Raw genomic sequence first — 22,871 nt, forward strand, 5'->3', positions numbered from 1 at the left:
GCACAGCATGCAAATCAAACTCGCCAACCCCCGCGGCTTCTGCGCTGGAGTGGACCGCGCCATCGAAATCGTCAATCGGGCGCTGGAAGTGTTTGGGCCGCCGATCTATGTGCGGCATGAAGTGGTTCATAACAAATTCGTCGTCGAAGACCTGCGCGCCCGTGGGGCGATTTTCGTCGAAGAGCTGGACCAGGTGCCGGACGACGTCATCGTCATCTTCAGTGCCCACGGCGTCTCCCAGGCCGTGCGTACGGAAGCGGCAGGCCGTGGCCTCAAGGTCTTCGATGCTACCTGTCCGCTGGTGACCAAGGTGCATATCGAAGTCGCCCGCTACAGCCGCGATGGCCGCGAGTGCATCCTGATCGGCCACGAAGGCCACCCGGAAGTCGAAGGCACCATGGGCCAGTACGACGCCAGTAATGGTGGTGCGATCTATCTGGTCGAAGACGAGAAAGATGTCGCCAATCTTCAGGTAAATCACCCCGAATCTCTGGCGTTCGTGACCCAGACCACACTGTCCATGGATGACACCAGCCGGGTCATTGATGCCCTGCGTACGCGCTTCCCGAGTATTGGCGGGCCGCGCAAGGACGACATCTGCTACGCCACGCAAAACCGCCAGGACGCGGTCAAGCAACTGGCCAGCGAGTGTGATGTGGTGTTGGTGGTGGGCAGCCCGAACAGCTCCAACTCCAACCGTCTGCGCGAGCTGGCCGAGCGCATGGCGACGCCGGCCTACCTGATCGATGGCGCCGAAGACATGCAGCGCAGCTGGTTCGACGGTGTCGAGCGTATCGGCATCACCGCCGGTGCCTCGGCGCCGGAGGTGCTGGTACGGGGTGTGATTCAGCAGTTGCAGGCCTGGGGTGCCGTCGGCGCCGATGAACTGGCCGGTCGTGCCGAGAACATCACCTTCTCGATGCCCAAGGAACTGCGGGTCAAATCCCTGCTTTGAGCTGAATCAGCCGCAGAGCGCCTGTTTGCTCTTGCTGTCATCGACGCGTACCCGGCCATTGGACGCCACTATCACCTGATAGTGGCTGCGTGCCTGATCGCGCATGCACATGAACAGCGAGCCATTGCCGATTTGCAGCGGCGTTCCCTGAGCGCTGAAGCCGATACGATTGATGATGTTGGTATTGCCGATAATACGCGGCTTGCCGTTACGCGCTCGTTCGGCCAGTAACAATTGTTCGTCGTCGCTGTCCGGGCGAATCTGCCAGCCCCGGCTCCAGTCAGCATCAATGGCTTCGACCCACATCGTCTGACTTCGTAAGAGCGCCTCAGTCCTTGCGCTGCGCAGGCTGTGGGAAAGTTGCAGGGCTGCATCACGATGACGCTGTGCCTCGATCATTCCGGAGAAACCGGGGTAGGCAATGCTGGCGAGCACGCCTACGAGCGTAAGTCCCACTAACAGCTCAATCAGCCCGAAACCCTTCTGACATGTCATGGCGCACTCCTTTGCGCAGTGATCAGACGCACAAGCAGACACCTGCCTGCGCCTCTGCGCGAGTGAAAAACCGTTACACATTGCGCCAGCGAACCTCAAGGTTCTCGGCTTCACTTGCAACGCCAAAGGCTCAAGGAGGAGCTGAACGATGTGTAAGGGTGCGTTGCGTCACCAAAACGGGATAACCCTGATCGAGGTGCTGATTACCGCATTGGTACTGACTGTCGGGCTGCTTGGGGCTGCAGCGGTTCAGCTCAAGGCCTTGCAGTATGCCGATGCCGCGCGCATGGACGCCCAGGCGAGCCTGATCGCCTATGACATCCTTGACCGCATCCGCGCCAATGTAGATGGCAACCCTCACCGCGCGGCGGCGATCTTCGCCAGTTATGCGCTGGCCTCTCTGGATCAGGCGCCATCCAGCGGTAATCCGGGCAACGCCCGTGATCAGGATCTGTTCGATTTCAAAAGCAATATCCAGGCGTTCGCAGGTAAAGACGCTGAAGCCAGCATCGTTCTCAATGCCCCCTCAATGATCGTCAATTTGCAATGGAGCGATCGCCGCGCAGCAGGTCAGGAGGGCGCGTTAAGGGCGTTCACCCTGGATAGCGCCCTTGATAGCCGTCTGGTGCTTACACCATGAAGGGCTTCAGCCTGATTGAAATCATGCTCGCCCTGGCATTGGGTCTGATCCTGTCTCTCGGTTTGACACGCTTGCTGCTGGCCACTCAGAGCAGCTATCTGGCCCAGGATGCCGCCATGCGCATGCAGGAAGACGCCCGCTTCCTGTTGCATAAACTGGCCCAGGAAATCCGCATGGCCGGGATGTATGGCTGCACCGCCTTCGATGCCACGGTCAGCGTGCCCAAGGCTTTTGAGCAGCCGCTGCGCTGGGATCAACAAAAACGGAGCCTGACCCTGATCACCGCAGATACAGGCGGCTCGCCGGACTGGACGGTCGTGTCCGACTGCAAGGCTGCGGCAAAGCTCTATAAGGGCAAGGTCGTCCGGCCCGAGCAGGTCAATTTTTACCTGCAGCAGCTGGTTTACGCTTACACCGGCGATGAACTGCAACTCAATGGCCGGGGACTGGTACAGAACGTCAAGGCGTTCAGCGTCTCCTTCGGCCTGGCCGGTACGCCGATGAGCTACAGCCCGATACTGCCCCCCGAACGCGCGGCAGACCTGCGCAGCGTACGCCTGAGCCTGACCTTGACCGACCCGCAACAGCGCGCAGCCGATCAGACCTGGCATTTGGCTGTGGCCCTGCGCAATGGCTGGCGCACATGAGCCGCGCGGCGCAACGCGGGCTGGCCTTGCCGGTCAGCCTGATATTCCTGTTGATGCTGCTTCTGCTGAGCGGGGCCAGCCTGCAAACCGCAACCCTGCAAGAGAAAGTCGTCGCCAGTCAGCACCTGGGCAATGTCTCCCTGCAGAAAGCCGAAGCGGTGCTACGCAGTGCTGAGTCTTCATTGCGCGCGCCCGGCGGTATGCTGCCCGACTGCCTCTACTGCCTGCCGCCACCCGAGTCGTTCAAGGTCGATCGTGCCGGAGTACAAGGCGGCTCTGGCTTGCCCTGGCTGGCCACGGCGGGCGGCTATTACCTGATCCAGAAACTGGGCCAGAGCGACGTACCCGTCAGTCGCCCGCCCAATTGCCCGGCGTCCGGCCCGATGACGTTGCATCGCGTCACCGCCGTGGCGATGCAGGGGAGGTCACGGACGGTACTTGAGACGATTTATGCTGACTGCCGGATCATGTGGCGGCAGTTGCAATAGGGGGTGTGGGAGCAGGCTTGCCTGCGAATAGGGTCTATGAATGGCGTCTACCTGATATAGCGCTTTCGCAGCCTTCGGCAGCTCCTACAAAAAGCCCATTCCAATTCAGGTAGATGTGTTTGCCAGGAGGCTATTCGATGAAATCCAGAATCACCGGCTTCACCCTGTTTGAACTACTGATCGCCATGGCCATAGTCGCGATTCTGACCAGCATCGCCTACCCGGCCTACAACGAATACGTCCGCCGTGCCCATCGCGCGGATATCAGCGGGTTGCTCAGCGATATCGCCCATCAACTGGAGCGCTTCTATTCACGCCATGGGCAATACGCCGACGTGCCCGGGCCGCCGCCTTTCAAACCGGAGATTCCCGCCGATAACGGCGTATACGCTATCGAGGCCGAGCGGGGTGATGGTCAGCGATTTGTGTTGAGCGCTTCACCGCTGGCGGGTGGCAAGATGACGGGAGATCGCTGTGGGCGGTTTGTGCTGGATCATCTAGGACGCAGGGATAATCGCGAGAGCAGCACTGATACGGCGTTTTGTTGGGGACGCAGCTGAAATGCGGTCCTCTAGGTGCAAGTTACGCGTAATTTACTGAATCACTGAAAGCTTTTATGGGAGCGAATTTACTCGCGAAAGCGGTATGTCAGGCGCAAAGCATGTGTCGACTGTAACGGCCTCTTCGCGAATGAATTCGCTCCCACAGAGTTCGCTATCACATACCATCTGGCGATTATTTCCAGCAGTCCGTGGTGGCGGGCGACGGTAACCTGGCTCCCGCTTGGTCCACACTCATGATGCCGCAGCTGTCAGTGAGCTGGCTGCCTTGTGGGGCGACCTGCACGGTGTAGGTTGTGGCCGTGCCACTTACGCTGAGTGTGTACTTGTTCGTAGGCGAGTTGATATTGGTGATACCGATAGCCGCAGCAGAGGTCCCAACTGGATAGCTGTTGTTCTGCGCGTAATACCGTTCCATCCGCGCTGTGGCGTCGGCAAGCATGGCGATACCTTCCGAGCGATAGCTCTTCTGCACGTACTTGACGTAACTAGGGTAGGCGATGGCAGTGAGGATGCCGACAACGGCCACGGCGATCATCAACTCAATCAGTGTGAAGCCACGTTGTTTTTGCATGTGAATTCTCATTATTGGCTCCATGGCAGAGTACGCCAGCTTTGTCGACCTTCGAATTGGAAGCCCAGGCTCATGCCAGGAGGCTTGGCCCCACCGCTCCCACTCCCGCCGTCGGGACCAATGGCCGTACCGTTGACTGCTCCGGGTGCGCCGCCGTTGCCGTTAGACAAGTAGGCTAACCCACCTGCAGCACTGGAGTAAGCGCTCACTACACCGCCGTTGAGTTTGTCGGCATCGGTGATGGTGCCGGTGCGGCTGAAGTTGAAGACGCTGAAGGTAGTTTTGCCACCGGTGTTCGGGTCCAGGCCATAGGTCCAGCCGGTGATGCCTGGCGTGCAAATGTCCGTGCTCGGCGTACGGGTCGAGACCAGCAATACGCTACCGGTCATGAGCATAGGATCGACCATGCGTTCTCCAAGATAAGTAGTGCCGACTGCGAAATCCATATACCAGCCGTATTTAGACGTCCAGTCCACACCGTTGCCGCTGACCGTGCGCACGGTCTGTGTCGTTGAACCGAAGGTACTCGTACTTTGCGCAGTAATGGTCTGTGACTGCAGATTACTGCGGTTCAGGGTTGTCGTACTGGTGCTGGTCTGCTTGTCCCAGATACCGTAGAGGGTTTGCAGATCGGTGCTGATTTTGTCTGCCGAGGTGAAATAACGGCCCGTGCCGAAGATCACCAGAACCCCGCCCGAGGTTGGATGACGGATGACCACCGGTGGGGCGGTGATCGACTGCACATCAGAGCCTGCGGCGTCGCTGATTGTGGCCTTGTACAGCGGGGTGTTATTGAAGGAGATGATCCAACTGCCGACAGAGGTGCCGTTTAGATCGAAGCGCCATAGATTGCCATTCAAGTCGCCGGCATAGGCGTAATCGGCAATACCATCGGACTCAGAGTCCAGCACCACGGGAGAGGACAGGCCGTTGTTGACGATAGCCGGTGTAGTTAGCTTTTTCAGCAATGCGCCGGTCGCAGCATTGATTACCAGTAGCGAGGCGTTACCGTTATTACCGTTGTAGCCGTTACCAATGATCACGCCCCAGTCACCCGAGTGCATTTTCAGGATAAGGGGTTTGGAAAAGGTGTAGCCAAGGTCGCTATCGGTCTGCGCGGTGTACTCCCAGAGCAGGCTGATATTGTCCGGGTCGGTCACATCCAGGGCGAAGACTTCTTTGCCGCCAGCACCCAGGGTGCCGACCAGAATGGTATGCCAGGCGCCGCCGAAGTAAATATCCGAGGTGACCGGCGAACCGTCGACAAAGAAACGGTGCAATGACGAATCCGTGTTGTAGGTCTTGGCAGCCAGGGCATTGAGGTTGGCAATCACGGCAGTGGGGATAAAGGCAAACTTCTCGACACCCGTGAGCGTGTCGAAACCATGCAGCATGCCATCGTTGGCACCGACATAGACCTGACCGCGACGCGATGCCTGCGAGGTCTTGAACGCTTGATAATCCCCGACCGAACCACCGAGGGTTTCGGCGATGGAGGGGATGTATTTGGCGGTAGTCACAACGGCCGGACCCGAATTGACGATATCGCCGATCAGAGATGCGCGTTTGCGGAAGGTGGACGTCTCTTTACTGGTGTCGCCACGGATAAAGTCCACTTGATCGGAGGTCAGGGTGCCTTGCAGGGCGACTCCCGCATAGCTTTTGCCCGCCAGGTTGCCGAAGGTAAAAGCTTGCAAGGCAGTGCCTGCGTTGTTGGCCATCATGATATTTCTAGAGCCCCAGGCAGGCATTTGCTGGCTGGCCGCCCAATTGGTGGTCACCGTTGTAGCTGTTGTTGTCGTGGTGATGGTGGTTTTGGTCAGGTCACCGCTCCAGTAGGCGATATTCATGCTGTTGACGTAGGTGGAGTTGGCGTTATTCGTACCCAGTACAGGGGATACGGCGGGCGCAGCCACCGAGCTGTTCTTTTGCAGAATCTGGTTGAAGGCTGCTGCTAATTGCGTCCTCAGGGTCGAGGCGTTGGTCACCAGGAAGTAGTTATTCGGGGTGCCAGGAGTGATGGAGTCCCATTGGCCTGAAACCGGTGTGCTGCCGGTGACATTGTTGGTATCGCCGAACCCGCCCCACTTGGCCGCATACCACAGCGGGTTTTGCAGGTTGGTAATGGTGGTCGCAGAGGACGCGGTAAAGGTGCGCACATGAGTATCGCCGCCATTGACTATCACGCTGGGGCTTTTGCGCCCAGGCAGCAAGGTGCTGCTACCCGTGCAGCCGCTGGCACAGGAGCCCGGTAGTTGACTCCCCGGAGTATCGAGGGCGTAGTGGGTAGCACCGGTGGAGCCACCACCGGTGACTTCCAGATAAATACCATCGTTGGTAGTGCCGGAGATGGTGTAGCCCATGTGCGATTCGGAGCCGGATACCGAATAGACGGTCTGGGTCGTGACGCTGAGGGTGCCAGTTGCTGTAACCGCTACGGTATAGAGCACGATGGCATCCATGTCGTAGTCGCAGCCTTGGGCGCAGTCATCGAACACCACGCGGAAAATCGCCTGGGCGCGGCCGCCGTTGACGGTGGAGTCCGAGGGCTGGCCGGGCATGTTGTACATCGAGTCGATGTAGAAGCCGGTCAACTGTTCGGTCACGCCATTGGTCACCTTGCCGAAGGGGACCAGCGTGATTGTTCCGCCGCCCACTGGCATCTGGATGCGCGGCAGGGTCGACGACAAGGCTATGGAAAAAGTCTGCACTTTTTGATCGCCTGGCGTGGTGATCGCAGTGGTGTTGCCGTAATAGGCGACGGCTGCCGCGTTGTAAGTGCCTTGCTTGGTCGGTTCTTCGGGTAGACCGCGGATGCTGCCGAAGCTGGCAGCGGTCTTGGCGGTGGGTGCTGTGTCGCTCTGGGTAGTGGTCTCGCCGATGTTGATGCGCTTACTACCACCGACATCGTTGCTCCAGATGGTGCCGCCCAGTGTCGTGACATTGAGGTTGCTCAGGACACTGGTGGCCGAAGTGGCACCGTTGATGGCGAAGCTGCTGCCGGGCAGGTCAGAGTCATAGTTAGGGTTTACGTCACTGACCAAGGTCTCAAAAGGCTTGGAGCATCTCGCGTAAGTGGGCGGCGTGGCATTGGCGTCGGGTGCGTTTGAGTAAGGGTTACTCCACGTGCTCAAACCGGTCAGGCCCAGAGCGCTGTCGGCGCTGCCTGAGAGATAACCGCTGGTAGGAGAAGTGGTCCCGCTGAAATAACGCAGGGTCTCGAACATCATTTCGCCCAAGGGGTTGCCCCAGTTCGAGCAATCGCCATTATTCATGCTGTTGGTGTAAAGGTAGCAACTACCGGATGCCAGTTTGAGGCCATCAAGGGTGCCGATCAGGCTGCCCTTGGTATAGGTGACATTGTTGCCCGATCCGGAGCGAGTTCCGAAAATCCCGGTGCTAGGGTCAACTTCCGTTGAGAAGCTGCTCATGGCCTTGCGCAAAACACCGCCTTGGGTGTTGTTGGTGTAGGTGCCGGTCATCAGGCCGAAGTACATCTGATTGCCTTCACCGTAGTCGTGAAGGATGCCAGTTGGCTTGTACTGGTTATTTGGGTAGATCTTGCAGTTAGTCTCCAGGTAGCCGGTCTTGCAGACCTCGACCCTGACTGCGTAGTCGGTTGGACTGACGGTCACGTCGTTGAAACTGGTGTTAGTGGCGGTATTGCCTCCTTGAGTCACTTCGCGTGAAACCCAGCCGAAAATACGGATATTGGACTGGTTGGACAGAACGCGCAGCAAGGGCGGGTTCGAGGCTTCGTTAGTGCCTTGGCTGTTGTTGGCGAACAAGGTGTAGTTACCCGCACCGGGGTCAGTCAGCGGCGTGTAGTCGGAAAGCAGATAACCGTTGGCTTTTAGCAGTAGAGCCGGCGACCCCGCTCCTATGTACTCTTTACCCCATGTATGGGCATCGGTGGTGATGTAGGCGCGGGACAGGATGGTCTGCGAAGTCGTATCGACATATCGGTAACCGCCATAGAGCACCTTGCGCAGGGCATCGGCACGCGAGGTGGTCAGATAGTTCAGGTAATCGCCACTCCATCCGTTGCCACATGTTTTCAGAGTCGCTGCTGTGGTGGTGCCGGTTGGCGAGAAGTAGCCGTTTCCGTTGTTGTAGGTGTAGCACTTGTAAGAGTCGAAATAGCCCAGGTAATCAATGGACGGTTTATAGCGAATATCGATGGAACCATCGCCGTCCAGGTCGGAGGCATCGTTATAGGCCGGAAAGAACAGCTTATGGTCGCGACCGACCACCAGCATATTTAGCGGCGGCACCGCGTTGTTGACGAACAGCGGGACTTGCGCCGGAATCTGGCTGACTAACGCGTTGGCCAAATACGGGGCCAAGCCAATCAACAGGAGCAGGGCCGTGAAAAAATGGCGGATGGCTTTTGAAGTATTCATGGTTGGCCCAATAGTGCTGCTGTTCATTACTGATAGAAGTGCGCGTATACCGTGCGTTTTATGACCCGTCGCGTTGTGGTATCGCTGGTGCAAGGCACGGTAGAGGCGCATGAGTTCACTTCAAAGTAAATGATCCCGCAGCCGGTCGTCGCACAAGCGTTCTCGCTGATACCCAATTTTCCGATCTGCACGACGTACCATTGGATCTTGGTGTCATAACTGCCGGTCACCGTAGCCACCTTGTTGGCAAAGGCAGCAGTAAAGCGAGCAGGTGTGTCGATATTGGCTGTGGTGGCGTTCGTCAGGTCAGGGGAGAGCATCCACGGCATGCAGTCAGTGCTTGTACAACCCGCTGTGTTTTGATCGGGAAGCCTGTTTTTCGGAAAGCTGGCTTCGCCAATCCGCAAGCCGGCCTCGGCCGCTTCCTCGAGAATCCGCTCTTGCTTGAGGTTACCGGTGATGCGCGACTCCAGCGCCACGCCACGCATACTGGAAATGCCCAGCACGGTGATGATCAGCAGGAATACCAGGGCCACGATCAACGTGACGCCGGTTTGGCCGGGCCTGGGTTGCAGACGTGTGAGCGCAGTCATCGCATCTGGTTCCTGAGCGTGACCGTGCCTTGCACGATCTGATAAAGCCGCGTGGTGTCATTCAGGGTCGTACCGTAGCGGCCGTTCCATTCGGTCAGGGCGGCTGGTACATCCGAGCTGTCCCGGATGCTTGCGCCGCCCATGCTCTGCATCAGGGCTGCGTAGCGCACCGCGCCGATAGCCATGCTCGGGTTGGCGCCATAGGTGGTCACGTTCTTTTCACTGCCCGAGCCATACTCGAAGCGGATATCACTGATGCCTGTGACCAATGGTTGTGCGCCAGCAGCCGTAGTGCAGACCAGTGAGTTGGTTGCCGTATCCAGGGTGATTCTTTCGACGATCAACGGATTGCTCTGGCCGTAAGGTTTCTTGATCAGGCCCGCATTTCCCAAGGCGATACCTTGGCAGCCGATGTCTGTCTGGTTGGCGGCCTGGTACTGAATGCACAGGGAGGTAGTAGAGACGGCGACCACCGCAGCTCCAGCCGCGAAGTTGCAGCCGGCCACCGTGCTGTTATTAGCCGCAATAGGGTCTACCGGCAGGCTGCGATACCCAGCCTTGGCCAATTCCTGGCTTAGTACAGCCAGGGCAAAACGGCCGTTCTCCTGATTGCTGACCTGGCTTTGCTGAAACAGGTAGCTCTTCTGGTTATTGATAAAGATTTCGGTAATTCCGAGGATCAGGAAAGTCCCGATCAGCATGGCTACCATCAGCTCGATCAGCGACAGGCCCTGCTGTTGGCGCTTTGCGGTTAAGGTCATCACAGGCGCGTCCTGATGGTGTAAGTACAGGTTGTTCCGGTCGTGCCGTCCAGGCAGTCTCCACCCTTTACGACCGCCCAGGCCAGGCGGATTTCGATTTCCGTCCCCGATCCGGAACAACTGCTGGCACTTACATCTCCGGGGGCGTTACTGCGGCAAATATAGGAATCACTGGTCAGCAGAGTGCTGGAGCCCGGCAATACCTTGGCAGCCTGTGCCGCCCAACAACCCAGCCGGTCGCTGATGCTGCTTGGCGTCGGCACACAGCTGCTCGGCGCAGAGGGGAAGGCAGCGCCGGGTGCTTTCTGAAAGTCGCTAATGCTCCGACTGGGGTCATAGCTGCTGCTGCGCATCAGGTCGACCAGGTCATCGACCAACATGATCGCGGTATTACGCTGCGCCGAGTCCTGTGTGTACGGAATGGTTTTACTTTGCAGCCCCGCGAGGCCAAGCACGCCAACGACGATTACCAACAGGCTGACCATCACCTCGATCATGCTGAAGCCCGCAGACTTATTGAATGATGAATTCATCAGTTGCACTCCCCGGAAGCGGGCGCGCTTCTATTCGGAGGGGTAATACGGCCACTGGCTTGCACACCCACGAATTGTGTCGGCACGGTGGCGTCTGACGTCGAGGTAAACCTGAAACAGGCGGCGGCCGATGAGTTGCCCGTCGGCGAGAAAGTCAGGGCAGCGACGGTCGTGGCGATCGTCACGCCCTGTGCGAGACCGTCGCTGCCGACTTGGCGCAGGTTTGTGGGTGACGCGCCTATGGTGGCTACAGTGATGGCGCTGTTCCAGGACGTACTACTTATGGAGATGCTTCTGGACTGAGTCACCGCCTCACTACGGGCATACTGCAACAGGTCATAAAGTTCGTTGGCTGCCGAGTTGACGTTCTGCCGACGAATCAGCGAGCCGAAGCTGGGCACGGCAATGGCGGCGAAGATGCCGACGATCGCGACGGCGACGAGCAGCTCTACCAAAGTGAAACCCGCTTGTCGGGTGGCCAGTGCGGTTGAATTCCGACGGCTACATAGCGTCTTCAATTGCCTGACGTAAGTGTCGAAATTCATGTAGGAATTTTCCGTAATACACGCGAGGATTATCTTGATGTTAACGACAGAAAAAGTCCTTTGGTAATGGATATCCGGGCAAATGGCCAGACAGGCGGCATTTTGCCTGTAGGGTCGCCCGTAGGAGCGGCTTTAGCCGCGAGGGCGTCCTCCCGGCTAAAGCCGGTCCTACAAGCTGTCTCCGAAGTAGTCGGCGCGATCAGCCGATTGATTTGCGTCAGCCCTGCGCGCAAATTTCCCCGCTCATCGCGCCAGCGACCCGGCGAAAGGGCTAGACTGCGCCCCTCCATTTTTCTTCAGTCGGATGAATCATGACCAAACCTCGGCAGGTAGTGATCGTGGGCGGTGGTGTCATCGGGTTATTGACGGCCTTCAACCTGGCTGCGGATGTCGAGCAGGTCGTGCTGCTGGATCGTTCTGCGGTAGGGCAGGAGTCGTCATGGGCTGGTGGTGGAATCGTTTCGCCACTTTACCCTTGGCGTTACAGCCAGGCCGTGACGGCTCTGGCGCACTGGTCTCAGGATTTTTACCCACAGTTGGGCGAGCGCTTGTTCAAGAGCACCGGCGTCGATCCCGAGGTGCATACCACCGGGCTGTACTGGCTCGATCTGGATGACGAGGCGCAGGCACTGCAATGGGCGTTGCGTGAGCAAAGGCCGCTGAGCACTGTGTCGATCGACACCGTGCAGCAGGCCGTACCAGTGCTGGGTGAAGGTTATTCACGGGCTATTTATATGGCCAATGTCGCCAACGTGCGCAATCCACGACTGGTCAAGTCGCTCAAGGCTGCGCTCGTCGCGCTGCCCAATGTGACGATCCACGAGCAGTGTGAGGTGCAGGGGTTTGTCCGTGATGGCGATACGGTGCTGGGCGTGACCACGGCCGGTGGCGATGTGTTGGGCGACCAGGTGATCCTGACCGCTGGCGCCTGGAGCGGTGAGTTGCTCAGGACGCTCGGTCTCGAGCTGCCGGTCGAGCCGGTCAAAGGTCAGATGATTCTGTACAAGTGCGCAGCGGATTTTCTGCCGAGCATGGTCCTGGCCAAGGGCCGTTATGCGATTCCGCGTCGCGACGGGCATATCCTCGTGGGCAGTACCCTGGAGCATGAAGGCTTCGACAAGACCCCGACGGACGCCGCGCTGGAAAGTCTCAAGGCGTCGGCGGTTGAGCTGATTCCGGCCCTGGCTGATGCCGAAGTCGTTGGCCATTGGGCAGGCCTGCGCCCCGGCTCACCGGATGGCATTCCCTTCATCGGGCCGCTGGCGGGGTTCGAGGGTTTGTGGCTGAACTGCGGGCATTACCGTAATGGCCTGGTTTTGGCGCCGGCGTCCTGCCAGTTGCTGGCGGATCTGCTGCTGGGGCGTGAGCCGATTATTGATGCGCGGCCCTATAGTCCGGATGCGCGAATCACGATGAAAACGCAGGCTTGAAGCGCGATTGTGGGACCGGCTTCAGCCGGGAAGGCTAGGGCAGGGGCGATATATTTTTATCGCCTGTCTCGCCCTCTTCCCGGCTGAAGCCGGTCCCACATAAAAGTCAGGTCATTGCGATACTCAATCCAGCCCCAACTTCTTCAACCGATAACGCATCGACCTGAACGTCAGGTTCAGCCGTTGTGCGGCTGCGGTGCGGTTCCAGCGGGTCTCTTCCAGGGCTTGCAGGATCAGCTTGCGCTCGATGCTTTCCAGGTAGTCTTCCAGGTTGTCGATGTCGGCGAAGTTGTGCTCGCCCTGTTCAGCCGTGTGGCTGGTTTCGGCCAGACGCAGGTCGCTGGCGTCGATCTGGTCGTTTTCGCACAGGGTGTAGGCCCGTTCGAGCATGTTCTCCAGTTCCCGCACGTTGCCCGGGAAGCGGTAGCCCTTGAGGGTTTCCAGGGCCTGGGGATGCAGTTGGGCCACGGGTTGCCCGGAGTTATCGGCCAGGCGCTGCAACACGCTGCTCGACAGCTGTTCGATATCTTCGCGGCGTTCGCGCAACGAGGGTACGCGCAGTTCGATAACGTTCAGCCGATAGTACAAGTCCTGGCGGAAGCGCCCGGCTGCCACTTCGGCGCTCAGGTCCTTATGGGTGGCGCAGAGAATTCGTACGTCGACGACGGTTTCCTGCTGACCGCCAATGCTGCGTATGGACTTCTCCTGAATCGCCCGCAGCAGCTTGACCTGCATGGCCAGGGGCAAATCCGCCACCTCATCGAGAAACAGCGTGCCGCCATTGGCCGCCTGAAACAGGCCTGGCTTATCTTCGTGGGCGCCGGTAAAGCTGCCCTTGCGATGGCCGAAGAACTCGCTTTCCATCAGTTCTGTAGGAATGGCGCCGCAGTTGACGGGAATAAACAGATGGTCGACACGCGGGCCTTGTTCGTGGATAAGCCGCGCGACCAGTTCTTTACCGCTGCCCGATTCGCCGCTGATATAGATCGGCGCCTGGCTGCGTGCCAGCTTGCCGATCTGTTTGCGCAACGCGCGCATCGGCGGTGAGTCGCCGAGCAGGCGGCTGTCGATGCTGCGTTCGGTATTGGCGCCCACCGGGTGCAGGCGCAGGGCGCTGCCGACCAGTTCGCGCAGACGGCCAAGGTCCACCGGCTTGGTGACGAAGTCGAATGCCCCGGCCTTGAGAGCGTGAATGGCGGTGTCGAGGTTGCCGTGGGCGGTGATCATGGCCACGGGCACTTGCGGGTGGCGCTGCTGGATATGCTGCACCAGCTCCAGGCCGTTCCCGTCAGGCAGACGCATGTCGGTCAGGCACAGGTCGAACGCTTCCCGCGCCAGCCAGTCATGAGCCTCGCGCACGTTGCGCGCGCTGCGGGTATCGAGCTTCATGCGCCCCAGGGTTATCTCCAGGAGTTCGCGAATGTCCGGCTCGTCGTCGACTATCAGGATTTTTTGCCGTTGGCTCATGTTCAACTCAATTTGAACGGATGGGCGAAGGTGATGCGCAGGCAACTGCCGCCACCTTCCCGGAATGTGTAGTCCAGATTGGCCTGGTTGCTTTCGCAGAGTTCACGCGAAAGATACAGGCCCAAACCGGTGCCTTTGCTTTCGGTGGTGAAAAAAGGCTCAAAAATCTTGCTCAGATGCTCGCTGGCCACGCCCGCGCCGTCATCGAGTACTTCCAGCACCGGCAGCTCGCTTAGTGGAGCATGAAACAGCCTGATCCACACCTGAGCCAGGTCATGGCGCTTGCCACTGTGATGCAGGCCGTTGTCCACCAGATTACTCATGATCTGGTTGAGCTGTTCCGGATCCATGCGTGTGGTCAGGCTGCCGGGGCCGATATCGGTGTGCAAGCGCTTGTTGGCGGGAGCCGAGCTGCGAAAGCTGTCGACGAATTCTTCCAGCCAGGTTTTCAGATCGAGCAGTTGCGGGGCCGACTCGTTGCGGCGGGACAGTTGCAGGACGTTTTCAATGACGATATTCACGCGTCGCGATTGATCTTGAATGATCTGGCCCAGACGTTGATCAGGCGCGGTCAACTCTTCTGACTCGTTGAGCAATTGTGCGGCATGGCTGATCGCCCCCAGAGGGTTACGAATTTCATGGGCGATACCGGCGGTCAGGCGACCGAGTGCGGCCAGCTTGAGTTGCTGGGCCTGATGGGCGATTTGCGAAAGGTCTTCGAGAAAGATCAGGGTCTGGCGCTGATCGCCACGATTGAGCGGAACGAAGCTGGGTTGCAGGATCGGCCCTGACAACGAGGTGGTAATGTTGCGCGGCGCCAGGATCGGGTTGATCAGCCACTGGCGCAGGCGTTCGACCAGCAGCGGTGAATAGTTATCGATGGTTTCGCCGATCAAATGCTCGTGGCCCAGCAGGCTCAGGGCGCTCTGATTGGCCAGCAGCACCTGACGCCGGGCATTGAGCACGAGGATGCCGGTGCGCATGCGTTGCAGGATCAGGGCATTGAGTTCTTCAAGATTATCGACATCGTCTGCGCGCTGCTGGGCCAGGGCTTCGGTGAGATGCAGGCGCCGGGTCAGGGCCTGGACCAGCAAGGCAGCGGCAAAACACAGGGCGCCGAGAGAGCCGGCCTGCACGTAGTAAGTGGAGGAGGTCGCGGTACTGGCGGTGCTGAAGCTTATATAAAAGGTCAGGTAGATGATGCCGATGGCGGAAATGGCGGCAATCAGCAAGCCGATGCGACCGCGCAGCAAGACATTACTGATGGCAACCGAGGCAATCAGCAGGTTGCCGATGCCGCTGGGCGGGCCGCCGCCGGCATAAAACAGCGCCGACAGCATCAGCGCGTCGGCCATGGCCAGGCTGAACACCTGGGCCTGGTGCACGGGCCGATCCAGCAGCGCAACGACCATGATGTTGAACACCAGATACAGCCAGCAGCCCGCGCGGAACAGGTCCTGGTTGGCCATCTGCAGCAGCTGCGAGTCGAGGCTGGTTGTTGCCAGCACCACCAGCATGGTGCCGATGGTCAGGCGATACAGGTTGTACAGGCGCAGCACGCGCTGGGCCAGGGCACTGCCGAGTGACAGGGTCTCAGTGGTCACGTGCTGCCGGGCCTTGCAGCCGATGGGTCTCGCTGCAATACCACTGCTGCTCCTGGCTCAGGGCTCGGTCGCGGGGCAGATGCACGCCGCAATGGGCACACCGGACCATTGGCGTGGCGGCGATTTCGGGAGGCTCGGGTTTAGTGCGTGGGGCAGGGGGGGTGATCAGGCGTTTGATGAACCATACGGCTGCCGCGATCAACGCGACCCACATAATTAGGCGAACCATGACTACCAGCTTAGTGAACGAAGACTTGCCAGTGTAGCCAAGGAGCCATCAGCGGGACAGGGGGATTGCAACAGGATGATCCGGTGTGTCAACGCTCAACCTGTGGGAGCTGCCGAAGGGTGCGAATGGGACTGTCAGATACAACGCTTTCGCAGCCTTGGGCAGCCCCTACAAAAAAAGCGCATGACTTCAGAAAGTCATGCGCTTTTTGATATCGCTATTGAAGCGGGGTATCAGTCAAAAACACCCAGCGTCATATAGCTGAACCAGGAGCGGCTCTTGCTGTTGCCTTCGGCTTCGTGGTTCTGCTCGTCCACTTCGGACTGATTCTCTGGCAGCAGGTCAGCCGGGATAGCGTCCTTGGCGTCCTGGTATTGCTTCATCACGTCCTGGTTGGCGCGTGTTTCACCCGGCGGCAGCGGCGGGTTGCTTTCGATCAGGCCCAGGGTTGCGCGGGTCAGCCACGAACGGTTGTCGACATCGGCAACGCGGGGGGTGAACTTGCCATCTTCCAGTTGCGGGTGATTCGGGAAGTTGGTTTTGAGCACTTCCAGGCTGGTCGCGGCCAGGTCGTCCAGATGCAGGCGCTGGTAGGACTCGACCATGACTGCCAGGCCGTCACCGACCGATGGCGTTTCCTGGAAGTTTTCCACTACATAGCGACCACGGTTGGCAGCAGCTACATAAGCCTGACGGGTCAGGTAGTAGTCGGCCACGTGGATTTCGTAGGAAGCCAGCAGGTTGCGCAGATAAATCATGCGCTGCTTGGCGTCCGGCGCGTAGCGGCTGTTCGGGAAGCGGCTGGTGAGTTGGGCGAACTCGTTGAACGAGTCGCGGGCAGCACCCGGGTCACGCTTGGTCTGGTCCAGCGGCAGGAAGCGCGCCAGCAGGCCAACGTCCTGATCGAACGAGGTCAGGCCTTTCATATAGTAGGCGTAGTCGACGTTCGAGTGCTGGGGGTGCAGACGGATGAAGCGCTCGGCCGCAGCCTTGGCAGCTTCCGGCTCACCGTTCTTGTAGTTGGAATAAATCAGTTCCAGCTGTGCCTGATCGGCATAACGGCCGAACGGATAGCGCGACTCCAGGGCCTTGAGCTTTTCAGTGGCACTGTTGAAGCTGCTATTACCCAGGTCGGCCTGCGCCTGCTGGTACAGCTCGACTTCGCTGAGGTTTTCGTCGATGACTTCTTTCTTCGACGAACAGGCCGCGGTGAGTGCGAGGATGGCGATCAGCAGCAGGTGTTTCACTTGCATGGCGGCTTGCGTCCCTATAACGGTCGCTGTCTTGGGCGTGACCGTCCTGTTATGATGAGCGCCCCGTGGAACCCCCGGGGCAAAAGACGCCGTATTTAACCACAAGCGTGCAGCTGAAACCTAGGCTGACACCGCCTTCTAGTCTGAGCATGTCCGAGAATATAGAACTCCGCGCAGAGGTGCCGTCCGAATTGGGCGGTCAACGCCTCGATCAAGTCGCCGCACAATTATTCGCAGAGCACTCGCGCTCGCGCCTTTCCGCCTGGATCAAGGACGGTCGTCTGACCGTTGATGGAGGTGTATTGCGCCCGCGTGACGTCGTGCACGGCGGCGCCATCCTGCAACTTATCGCGGAGCAGGAAGCTCAGGGCGAGTGGGTTGCCCAGGATATCGAACTGGATATCGTCTACGAAGACGACCAGATCCTGGTCATCAACAAGCCGGCCGGCCTGGTCGTGCATCCGGCTGCCGGGCATGCCGACGGCACCCTGTTGAATGCCCTGCTGCACCATGTGCCGGATATCGTCAATGTGCCCCGCGCCGGTATTGTCCATCGCCTGGACAAGGACACCACCGGTTTGATGGTGGTGGCCAAGACCATTCAGGCCCAGACCCAGTTGGTCGCGCAATTGCAGAAACGCAGCGTCAGCCGCATCTACGAGTGCATCGTGATCGGCGTGGTGACTTCGGGTGGCAAGATCGACGCGCCTATCGGTCGTCACGGTCAGCAGCGCCAGCGCATGGCGGTGATGGAAGGCGGCAAGCCGGCTGTCAGCCATTACCGTGTGCTGGAGCGTTTCCGCTCCCACACTCATGTGCGGGTCAAGCTGGAAACCGGCCGTACCCACCAGATTCGTGTGCACATGGCCCACGTCAACTATCCCCTGGTGGGTGATCCGGCCTATGGCGGCCGCTTCCGTATTCCGCCGGCGGCCAGTGTGACCATGGTCGATTCGCTGAAACATTTCCCGCGTCAGGCGCTGCATGCGCGTTTCCTGGAACTGGATCATCCGACCACCGGTCAGCGCATGAGCTGGGAATCGCCACTGCCTGACGATTTCGTCTGGCTGCTGTCGCTGCTCAAACAGGACCGGGAGGCGTTCATCGGGTGAATGACTGGCTGATTCCTGACTGGCCTGCTCCGGCAGCCGTCAAATCGTGCATCACCACCCGCACGGGCGGCGTCAGCGTCGCACCGTTCGACAGCTTCAATCTGGGTGATCATGTCGAGGATCAGCCTGAATTCGTCGCCGCCAACCGTCTGAGTCTGACTTCGCAGCTGCATGTGCAGCCTGCCTGGCTGCGTCAGGTTCACGGCGTAACTGTGGTCCAGGCCGATCCGTCGGTTGTCGTCGAGGCCGACGCGAGTTGGACCGCAACCCCCGGCATTGCCTGCACCATCATGACCGCCGATTGCCTGCCTGCATTGTTCTGCAACCGCGCCGGTACTCGCGTGGCCGCGGCGCATGCCGGTTGGCGCGGGCTGGCCGCTGGTGTGCTGGAAGCCGCCGCCGACAGTTTGCAGGTTCAGGCCAGTGAAATTCTGGTCTGGCTGGGCCCGGCCATTGGCCAACCTTCCTTTGAAGTGGGCGGCGAAGTCTTCGAGACCTTTGTCTCGCAGCATCCGCAGACCGCTGAAGCCTTAATCCCCAGCGTCAATGCCGGGCGGTTCATGGCCGATATTTATGCCCTGGCGCGCCTGCGTCTGGCGGCCCACGGCGTGACGGCTGTCTATGGCGGTGGCCTGGATACCTTCAACGACCCGCGCTTTTATTCCTACCGCCGTGCTGCTTGCACCGGTCGTTTTGCCTCTCTTATCTGGCTCGAACACGCCTGATTGCTTCAGGCCAGCTAAGCTCGCTTCACTGGTACGCTGACTTGGGTCAACTAACCCGTGCTTGAATCTCGCAGAATCGGCCGCATCTAACGGGCTATCTGGCAGGTTTTCTTTACAGGTGTGTCCATCGCTCCGGCCTGCTCAATAGGAAGGTGACCAATGCGTATTGACCGTTTGACAAGCAAGCTGCAACTGGCTTTATCCGATTCTCAATCCCTGGCGGTGGGCCATGACCATCCCGCCATCGAGCCCGCACATTTGATGCAGGCCCTGCTCGATCAGCAGGGCGGCACCATCAAGCCTCTGCTGCTGCAGGTCGGCTTTGACGTCAACAGCCTGCGCAAGGAGTTGACCAAAGAACTCGATCAGATGCCGAAAATCCAGAATCCTACCGGTGACGTGAATATGTCCCAGGATCTGGCGCGCCTGCTCAACCAGGCTGACCGTCTGGCGCAACAGAAGGGCGATCAGTTCATTTCCAGCGAGCTGGTACTGCTCGCGGCCATGGACGAGAACAGTAAGCTCGGCAAATTGCTGCTCGGCCAGGGGGTAAGCAAGAAAGCCCTGGAAAACGCCATCAGCAACCTGCGCGGCGGCGAGGCGGTGAATGACGCCAATGTCGAGGAGTCGCGCAAGGCCCTGGATAAATACACCGTCGACCTGACCAAGCGCGCCGAAGAAGGCAAGCTTGACCCGGTGATCGGCCGCGACGACGAAATTCGCCGGACCATCCAGGTGCTGCAGCGCCGCACCAAGAACAACCCGGTACTCATCGGCGAACCCGGCGTGGGCAAGACCGCCATTGCCGAGGGCCTGGCCCAGCGCATCATTAATGGTGAAGTGCCGGACGGTCTCAAGGGCAAGCGTTTGCTGTCTCTGGATATGGGCTCGCTGATCGCCGGCGCCAAGTTCCGCGGCGAGTTCGAAGAGCGGCTCAAATCCCTGCTCAACGAGCTGTCCAAGCAGGAAGGCCAGATCATCCTGTTCATCGACGAACTGCACACCATGGTCGGCGCCGGTAAAGGCGAGGGCTCCATGGACGCAGGCAACATGCTCAAGCCTGCCCTGGCCCGCGGCGAGCTGCATTGCGTCGGCGCGACCACCCTCAACGAATACCGTCAATATATAGAGAAGGATGCGGCCCTCGAGCGGCGCTTCCAGAAAGTCCAGGTCGACGAACCGAGCGAAGAGGACACCATCGCCATCCTGCGTGGCCTCAAGGAACGTTACGAGGTCCACCATAAAGTGGCGATCACTGACGGCGCGATCATTGCGGCGGCCAAACTCAGCCATCGCTATATCACCGACCGCCAGTTACCGGACAAGGCCATCGACCTGATCGACGAAGCGGCCAGCCGTATTCGCATGGAAATCGACTCCAAGCCGGAAGTGCTCGATCGTCTGGAGCGCCGTCTGATTCAGCTCAAGGTTGAATCCCAAGCTTTGAAGAAAGAAAGCGACGAGGCGGCGAAGAAACGTCTGGAGAAGCTCCAGGAAGAAATCGTACGCCTTGAGCGGGAATATGCCGACCTGGAAGAAATCTGGACCTCGGAAAAAGCCGAAGTCACCGGCTCCGCGCAGATCCAGCAGAAAATCGAGCAGTCCCGCCAGGAACTGGAAGCGGCCCGCCGTCGCGGCGACCTGAACCGCATGGCCGAGTTGCAGTACGGGATCATCCCGGACCTGGAGCGCAGTCTGCAGATGGTCGATCAGCACGGCAAGCCGGAGAACCAGTTGCTGCGCAGCAAGGTCACCGAGGAAGAAATCGCCGAAGTGGTGTCCAAGTGGACCGGTATTCCGGTCTCCAAGATGCTCGAAGGTGAGCGCGACAAACTGCTGAAAATGGAAAGCCTGCTACACCAGCGTGTGATTGGCCAGAACGAGGCGGTGGTGGCGGTGGCCAACGCGGTGCGGCGTTCCCGTGCCGGGCTGTCCGATCCGAACCGGCCAAGCGGCTCGTTCCTGTTCCTCGGCCCGACCGGCGTCGGCAAGACCGAGCTGTGCAAGGCCCTGGCCGAGTTCCTCTTTGATACCGAAGAGGCCATGGTGCGTATCGATATGTCCGAGTTCATGGAGAAACACTCCGTGGCTCGTCTGATCGGTGCTCCGCCGGGCTACGTCGGTTATGAAGAAGGCGGTTACCTGACCGAAGCGGTACGGCGCAAGCCTTACTCGGTGATCCTGCTCGACGAAGTCGAAAAGGCCCACCCGGATGTGTTCAATATCCTGCTACAGGTGCTGGAAGACGGCCGCCTGACCGACAGCCATGGTCGTACGGTGGACTTCCGCAATACCGTGATCGTCATGACCTCGAACCTGGGCTCGGCGCAGATTCAGGAACTGGTCGGTGATCGTGAAGCGCAGCGCGCAGCGGTGATGGATGCCGTGGGTTCGCACTTCCGTCCGGAGTTCGTCAACCGTATCGACGAAGTGGTGGTGTTCGAGCCGCTGGGGCGCGAGCAGATTGCCGGTATCACCGAGATCCAGCTGAGCCGCCTGCGCAGCCGCCTGACCGAGCGCGACCTGAGCATGACCCTGAGCCAGGAGGCCATGGATATGCTGATTGCCATCGGCTACGACCCGGTCTATGGCGCGCGGCCGTTGAAGCGTGCAATCCAGCGCTGGATCGAGAACCCGCTGGCGCAACTGATCCTGTCGGGCAACTTCGAGCCGGGTAGCAGTATTACCGGTACCGTGGTCGACGACGAGATTGTGTTTGCCTGAGGACGATGAGGGGGCTTAGGCCCCTTCTGCTGGCTGCTTGCTTCTCGTTGGAGCGAGGCTTGCCCGCGAACGGTTCGACGCGGTACCCCAGACACCCCGCAGTGCCTGATTCGCGGGCAAGCCTCGCTCCAACGGGACCGATTACTGCTCTTTATATAGAAGCACCGCCCCAACCCCTCGATTTCGCACCCCTGATCGGCGATCTGAAAAAAAATCGCAAATCATTGTCTTAAAAGCAATTTAGAGGGTTGACAGGTGTTTTTGAAAATGTAGAATAGCGCGCCTCAGAGACGTGAACGTAGCGATACGGACAAGGCAAAGAGGCTGAATTAATTCAGAAACAATGAGTTAGCTCAGCGCAGTAGATGTACCGGTTACAGCTGAAATCTAATAGTTCCGCGATAGCTCAGTTGGTAGAGCAAGTGACTGTTAATCACTGGGTCCCTGGTTCGAGTCCAGGTCGTGGAGCCAGATTTCACAAGTAACTGTATCGGGGTATAGCGCAGTCCGGTAGCGCGCCTGCTTTGGGAGCAGGATGTCAGGAGTTCGAATCCCCTTACCCCGACCATTTTTGGGTCGTTAGCTCAGTTGGTAGAGCAGTTGGCTTTTAACCAATTGGTCGTAGGTTCGAATCCCACACGACCCACCATTTTTGGCCTCAACAGCAATGTTGGGGCCGAATCTTATAGATCTGATGCCTTGTGCGCCAGATCGCAGGCAGAGAGCTTGTCTCAGAGCTGCCTTGTAAAGCTTCAACCGGGGTATAGCGCAGTCCGGTAGCGCGCCTGCTTTGGGAGCAGGATGTCAGGAGTTCGAATCCCCTTACCCCGACCATTTTTGCTCAAGCTATATCTGAGTAAGAAACAGGATCCATGCGCTGCTTAGTGCATGAATCGAGAAAGCGTCCTTCGGGACGTTTTTTTTTGCCTGAAAAAAATGCGTTCCCTCGATGACACGCAAGATATAAATTTTATATGGGACCGGCTTTAGCCGGGAATGCGTTGTCATGATCGAAACCCTGCGTCGCCAGACTTATTTTCTTCCCGGCTAAAGCCGGTCCCACCTGAGCTCTATATCTCGCTAAACCCCTCCATCCTTGATCCCGATCAAACGCTGTTAAATGCGGAGCGCGT

20 protein-coding genes and 4 tRNA genes are annotated in these 22,871 nt (G+C 59.0%); 13 read left to right on the forward strand and 11 right to left on the reverse strand.

Annotation, left to right across the window (positions count from 1 at the left end; genetic code table 11):
* The first annotated feature begins 7 nt into the window (after positions 1–7).
* The gene (gene ispH, locus AC1Z24_RS04470) at positions 8–955 is read left to right on the forward strand and encodes a 4-hydroxy-3-methylbut-2-enyl diphosphate reductase (protein WP_483744697.1); all 948 of its coding nucleotides are present in this window, start codon (positions 8–10) and stop codon (positions 953–955) included.
* Between the two features lie 6 nt (positions 956–961).
* On the opposite strand, the gene AC1Z24_RS04475 is transcribed toward ispH, so the two are convergent.
* Entirely contained in the window at positions 962–1,450 is a 489-nt protein-coding gene (locus tag AC1Z24_RS04475; protein ID WP_483744698.1) for a GspH/FimT family pseudopilin, read from the reverse strand.
* 148 nt (positions 1,451–1,598) lie between these two features.
* On the opposite strand from AC1Z24_RS04475, the gene pilV (AC1Z24_RS04480) reads away from it, so the two are divergent.
* From pilV (AC1Z24_RS04480) to AC1Z24_RS04495, 4 genes are all read left to right on the forward strand, one after another.
* Positions 1,599–2,090, forward strand: a complete 492-nt coding sequence (gene pilV / locus AC1Z24_RS04480) for a type IV pilus modification protein PilV (protein WP_483744699.1) — start codon at positions 1,599–1,601, stop codon at positions 2,088–2,090.
* Positions 2,087–2,737 (forward strand): PilW family protein, encoded by a 651-nt coding sequence (locus tag AC1Z24_RS04485; RefSeq protein ID WP_483744700.1) that lies wholly within the window; start codon positions 2,087–2,089, stop codon positions 2,735–2,737. Before pilV (AC1Z24_RS04480) ends, AC1Z24_RS04485 begins: the two co-directional genes overlap by 4 nt.
* On the forward strand, positions 2,734–3,225 hold the full coding sequence (locus AC1Z24_RS04490; protein WP_483744701.1) for a pilus assembly PilX family protein: 492 nt from the start codon (positions 2,734–2,736) through the stop codon (positions 3,223–3,225). The genes AC1Z24_RS04485 and AC1Z24_RS04490 overlap by 4 nt, the downstream gene beginning before the upstream one ends.
* A 137-nt stretch (positions 3,226–3,362) precedes the next feature.
* Positions 3,363–3,785 carry a type IV pilin protein gene (locus AC1Z24_RS04495; RefSeq protein WP_483744702.1) on the forward strand — a complete coding sequence of 141 codons (423 nt, stop codon included), beginning with the start codon at positions 3,363–3,365 and terminating at the stop codon, positions 3,783–3,785.
* Positions 3,786–3,960: 175 nt separating this feature from the next.
* Here the strand turns inward: AC1Z24_RS04495 and AC1Z24_RS04500 are convergent, their stop codons facing one another.
* The 6 genes from AC1Z24_RS04500 to AC1Z24_RS04525 are packed head-to-tail and all read right to left on the reverse strand — an operon-like array spanning position 3,961 to position 11,194.
* A complete protein-coding gene (locus tag AC1Z24_RS04500) occupies positions 3,961–4,359 on the reverse strand; it encodes a type IV pilin protein (protein WP_483744703.1) in 399 nt (132 codons plus the stop codon).
* A gap of 11 nt (positions 4,360–4,370) precedes the next feature.
* On the reverse strand, positions 4,371–8,762 hold the full coding sequence (locus AC1Z24_RS04505; RefSeq protein ID WP_483744704.1) for a pilus assembly protein: 4,392 nt from the start codon (positions 8,760–8,762) through the stop codon (positions 4,371–4,373).
* A gap of 26 nt (positions 8,763–8,788) precedes the next feature.
* Positions 8,789–9,355 carry a pilus assembly PilX family protein gene (locus AC1Z24_RS04510; RefSeq protein WP_483744705.1) on the reverse strand — a complete coding sequence of 189 codons (567 nt, stop codon included), beginning with the start codon at positions 9,353–9,355 and terminating at the stop codon, positions 8,789–8,791.
* On the reverse strand, positions 9,352–10,116 hold the full coding sequence (locus AC1Z24_RS04515; RefSeq protein WP_483744706.1) for a PilW family protein: 765 nt from the start codon (positions 10,114–10,116) through the stop codon (positions 9,352–9,354). Before AC1Z24_RS04515 ends, AC1Z24_RS04510 begins: the two co-directional genes overlap by 4 nt.
* On the reverse strand, positions 10,116–10,649 hold the full coding sequence (pilV, locus tag AC1Z24_RS04520) for a type IV pilus modification protein PilV (protein WP_483744707.1): 534 nt from the start codon (positions 10,647–10,649) through the stop codon (positions 10,116–10,118). The genes AC1Z24_RS04515 and pilV (AC1Z24_RS04520) overlap by 1 nt, the downstream gene beginning before the upstream one ends.
* Positions 10,649–11,194 (reverse strand): GspH/FimT family pseudopilin, encoded by a 546-nt coding sequence (locus AC1Z24_RS04525; RefSeq protein WP_483744708.1) that lies wholly within the window; start codon positions 11,192–11,194, stop codon positions 10,649–10,651. The genes pilV (AC1Z24_RS04520) and AC1Z24_RS04525 overlap by 1 nt, the downstream gene beginning before the upstream one ends.
* 311 nt (positions 11,195–11,505) lie before the next feature.
* On the opposite strand from AC1Z24_RS04525, the gene thiO reads away from it, so the two are divergent.
* The gene (gene thiO, locus AC1Z24_RS04530; RefSeq protein WP_483744709.1) at positions 11,506–12,624 is read left to right on the forward strand and encodes a glycine oxidase ThiO; all 1,119 of its coding nucleotides are present in this window, start codon (positions 11,506–11,508) and stop codon (positions 12,622–12,624) included.
* A 123-nt stretch (positions 12,625–12,747) separates the two neighbouring features.
* Here thiO and AC1Z24_RS04535 read toward each other — a convergent pair whose 3' ends face one another.
* The 4 genes from AC1Z24_RS04535 to AC1Z24_RS04550 form a co-directional block, all read right to left on the reverse strand.
* Positions 12,748–14,091, reverse strand: coding sequence for a sigma-54-dependent transcriptional regulator (locus tag AC1Z24_RS04535; protein WP_483744710.1), 1,344 nt, complete (start codon positions 14,089–14,091; stop codon positions 12,748–12,750).
* A 2-nt stretch (positions 14,092–14,093) separates the two neighbouring features.
* Positions 14,094–15,695 carry a two-component system sensor histidine kinase NtrB gene (locus AC1Z24_RS04540; protein WP_483744711.1) on the reverse strand — a complete coding sequence of 534 codons (1,602 nt, stop codon included), beginning with the start codon at positions 15,693–15,695 and terminating at the stop codon, positions 14,094–14,096.
* The gene (locus AC1Z24_RS04545; protein WP_483744712.1) at positions 15,685–15,924 is read right to left on the reverse strand and encodes a PP0621 family protein; all 240 of its coding nucleotides are present in this window, start codon (positions 15,922–15,924) and stop codon (positions 15,685–15,687) included. Before AC1Z24_RS04545 ends, AC1Z24_RS04540 begins: the two co-directional genes overlap by 11 nt.
* Positions 15,925–16,157: 233 nt before the next feature.
* Entirely contained in the window at positions 16,158–17,177 is a 1,020-nt protein-coding gene (locus tag AC1Z24_RS04550) for an outer membrane protein assembly factor BamD (protein ID WP_259104877.1), read from the reverse strand.
* 149 nt (positions 17,178–17,326) lie between these two features.
* Here AC1Z24_RS04550 and rluD point away from each other — a divergent pair, with 149 nt between their 5' ends.
* The 7 genes from rluD (at position 17,327) to AC1Z24_RS04585 (ending at position 22,572) form a co-directional block, all read left to right on the forward strand.
* Entirely contained in the window at positions 17,327–18,289 is a 963-nt protein-coding gene (rluD, locus tag AC1Z24_RS04555; RefSeq protein WP_483744713.1) for a 23S rRNA pseudouridine(1911/1915/1917) synthase RluD, read from the forward strand.
* Positions 18,286–19,014 carry a peptidoglycan editing factor PgeF gene (pgeF, locus tag AC1Z24_RS04560; RefSeq protein ID WP_483744714.1) on the forward strand — a complete coding sequence of 243 codons (729 nt, stop codon included), beginning with the start codon at positions 18,286–18,288 and terminating at the stop codon, positions 19,012–19,014. The genes rluD and pgeF overlap by 4 nt, the downstream gene beginning before the upstream one ends.
* Before the next feature lie 159 nt (positions 19,015–19,173).
* Positions 19,174–21,738, forward strand: coding sequence for an ATP-dependent chaperone ClpB (gene clpB, locus AC1Z24_RS04565; RefSeq protein WP_483744715.1), 2,565 nt, complete (start codon positions 19,174–19,176; stop codon positions 21,736–21,738).
* A 395-nt stretch (positions 21,739–22,133) separates the two neighbouring features.
* A tRNA-Asn gene (locus AC1Z24_RS04570) sits at positions 22,134–22,209 on the forward strand.
* Between the two features lie 20 nt (positions 22,210–22,229).
* Positions 22,230–22,306, forward strand: a tRNA-Pro gene (locus AC1Z24_RS04575).
* Between the two features lie 5 nt (positions 22,307–22,311).
* Positions 22,312–22,387, forward strand: a tRNA-Lys gene (locus AC1Z24_RS04580).
* 108 nt (positions 22,388–22,495) lie between these two features.
* Positions 22,496–22,572, forward strand: a tRNA-Pro gene (locus AC1Z24_RS04585).
* The last annotated feature ends 299 nt before the right edge of the window (positions 22,573–22,871 follow it).

The sequence above is a fragment of the Pseudomonas sp. JL23 genome (assembly GCF_056933585.1).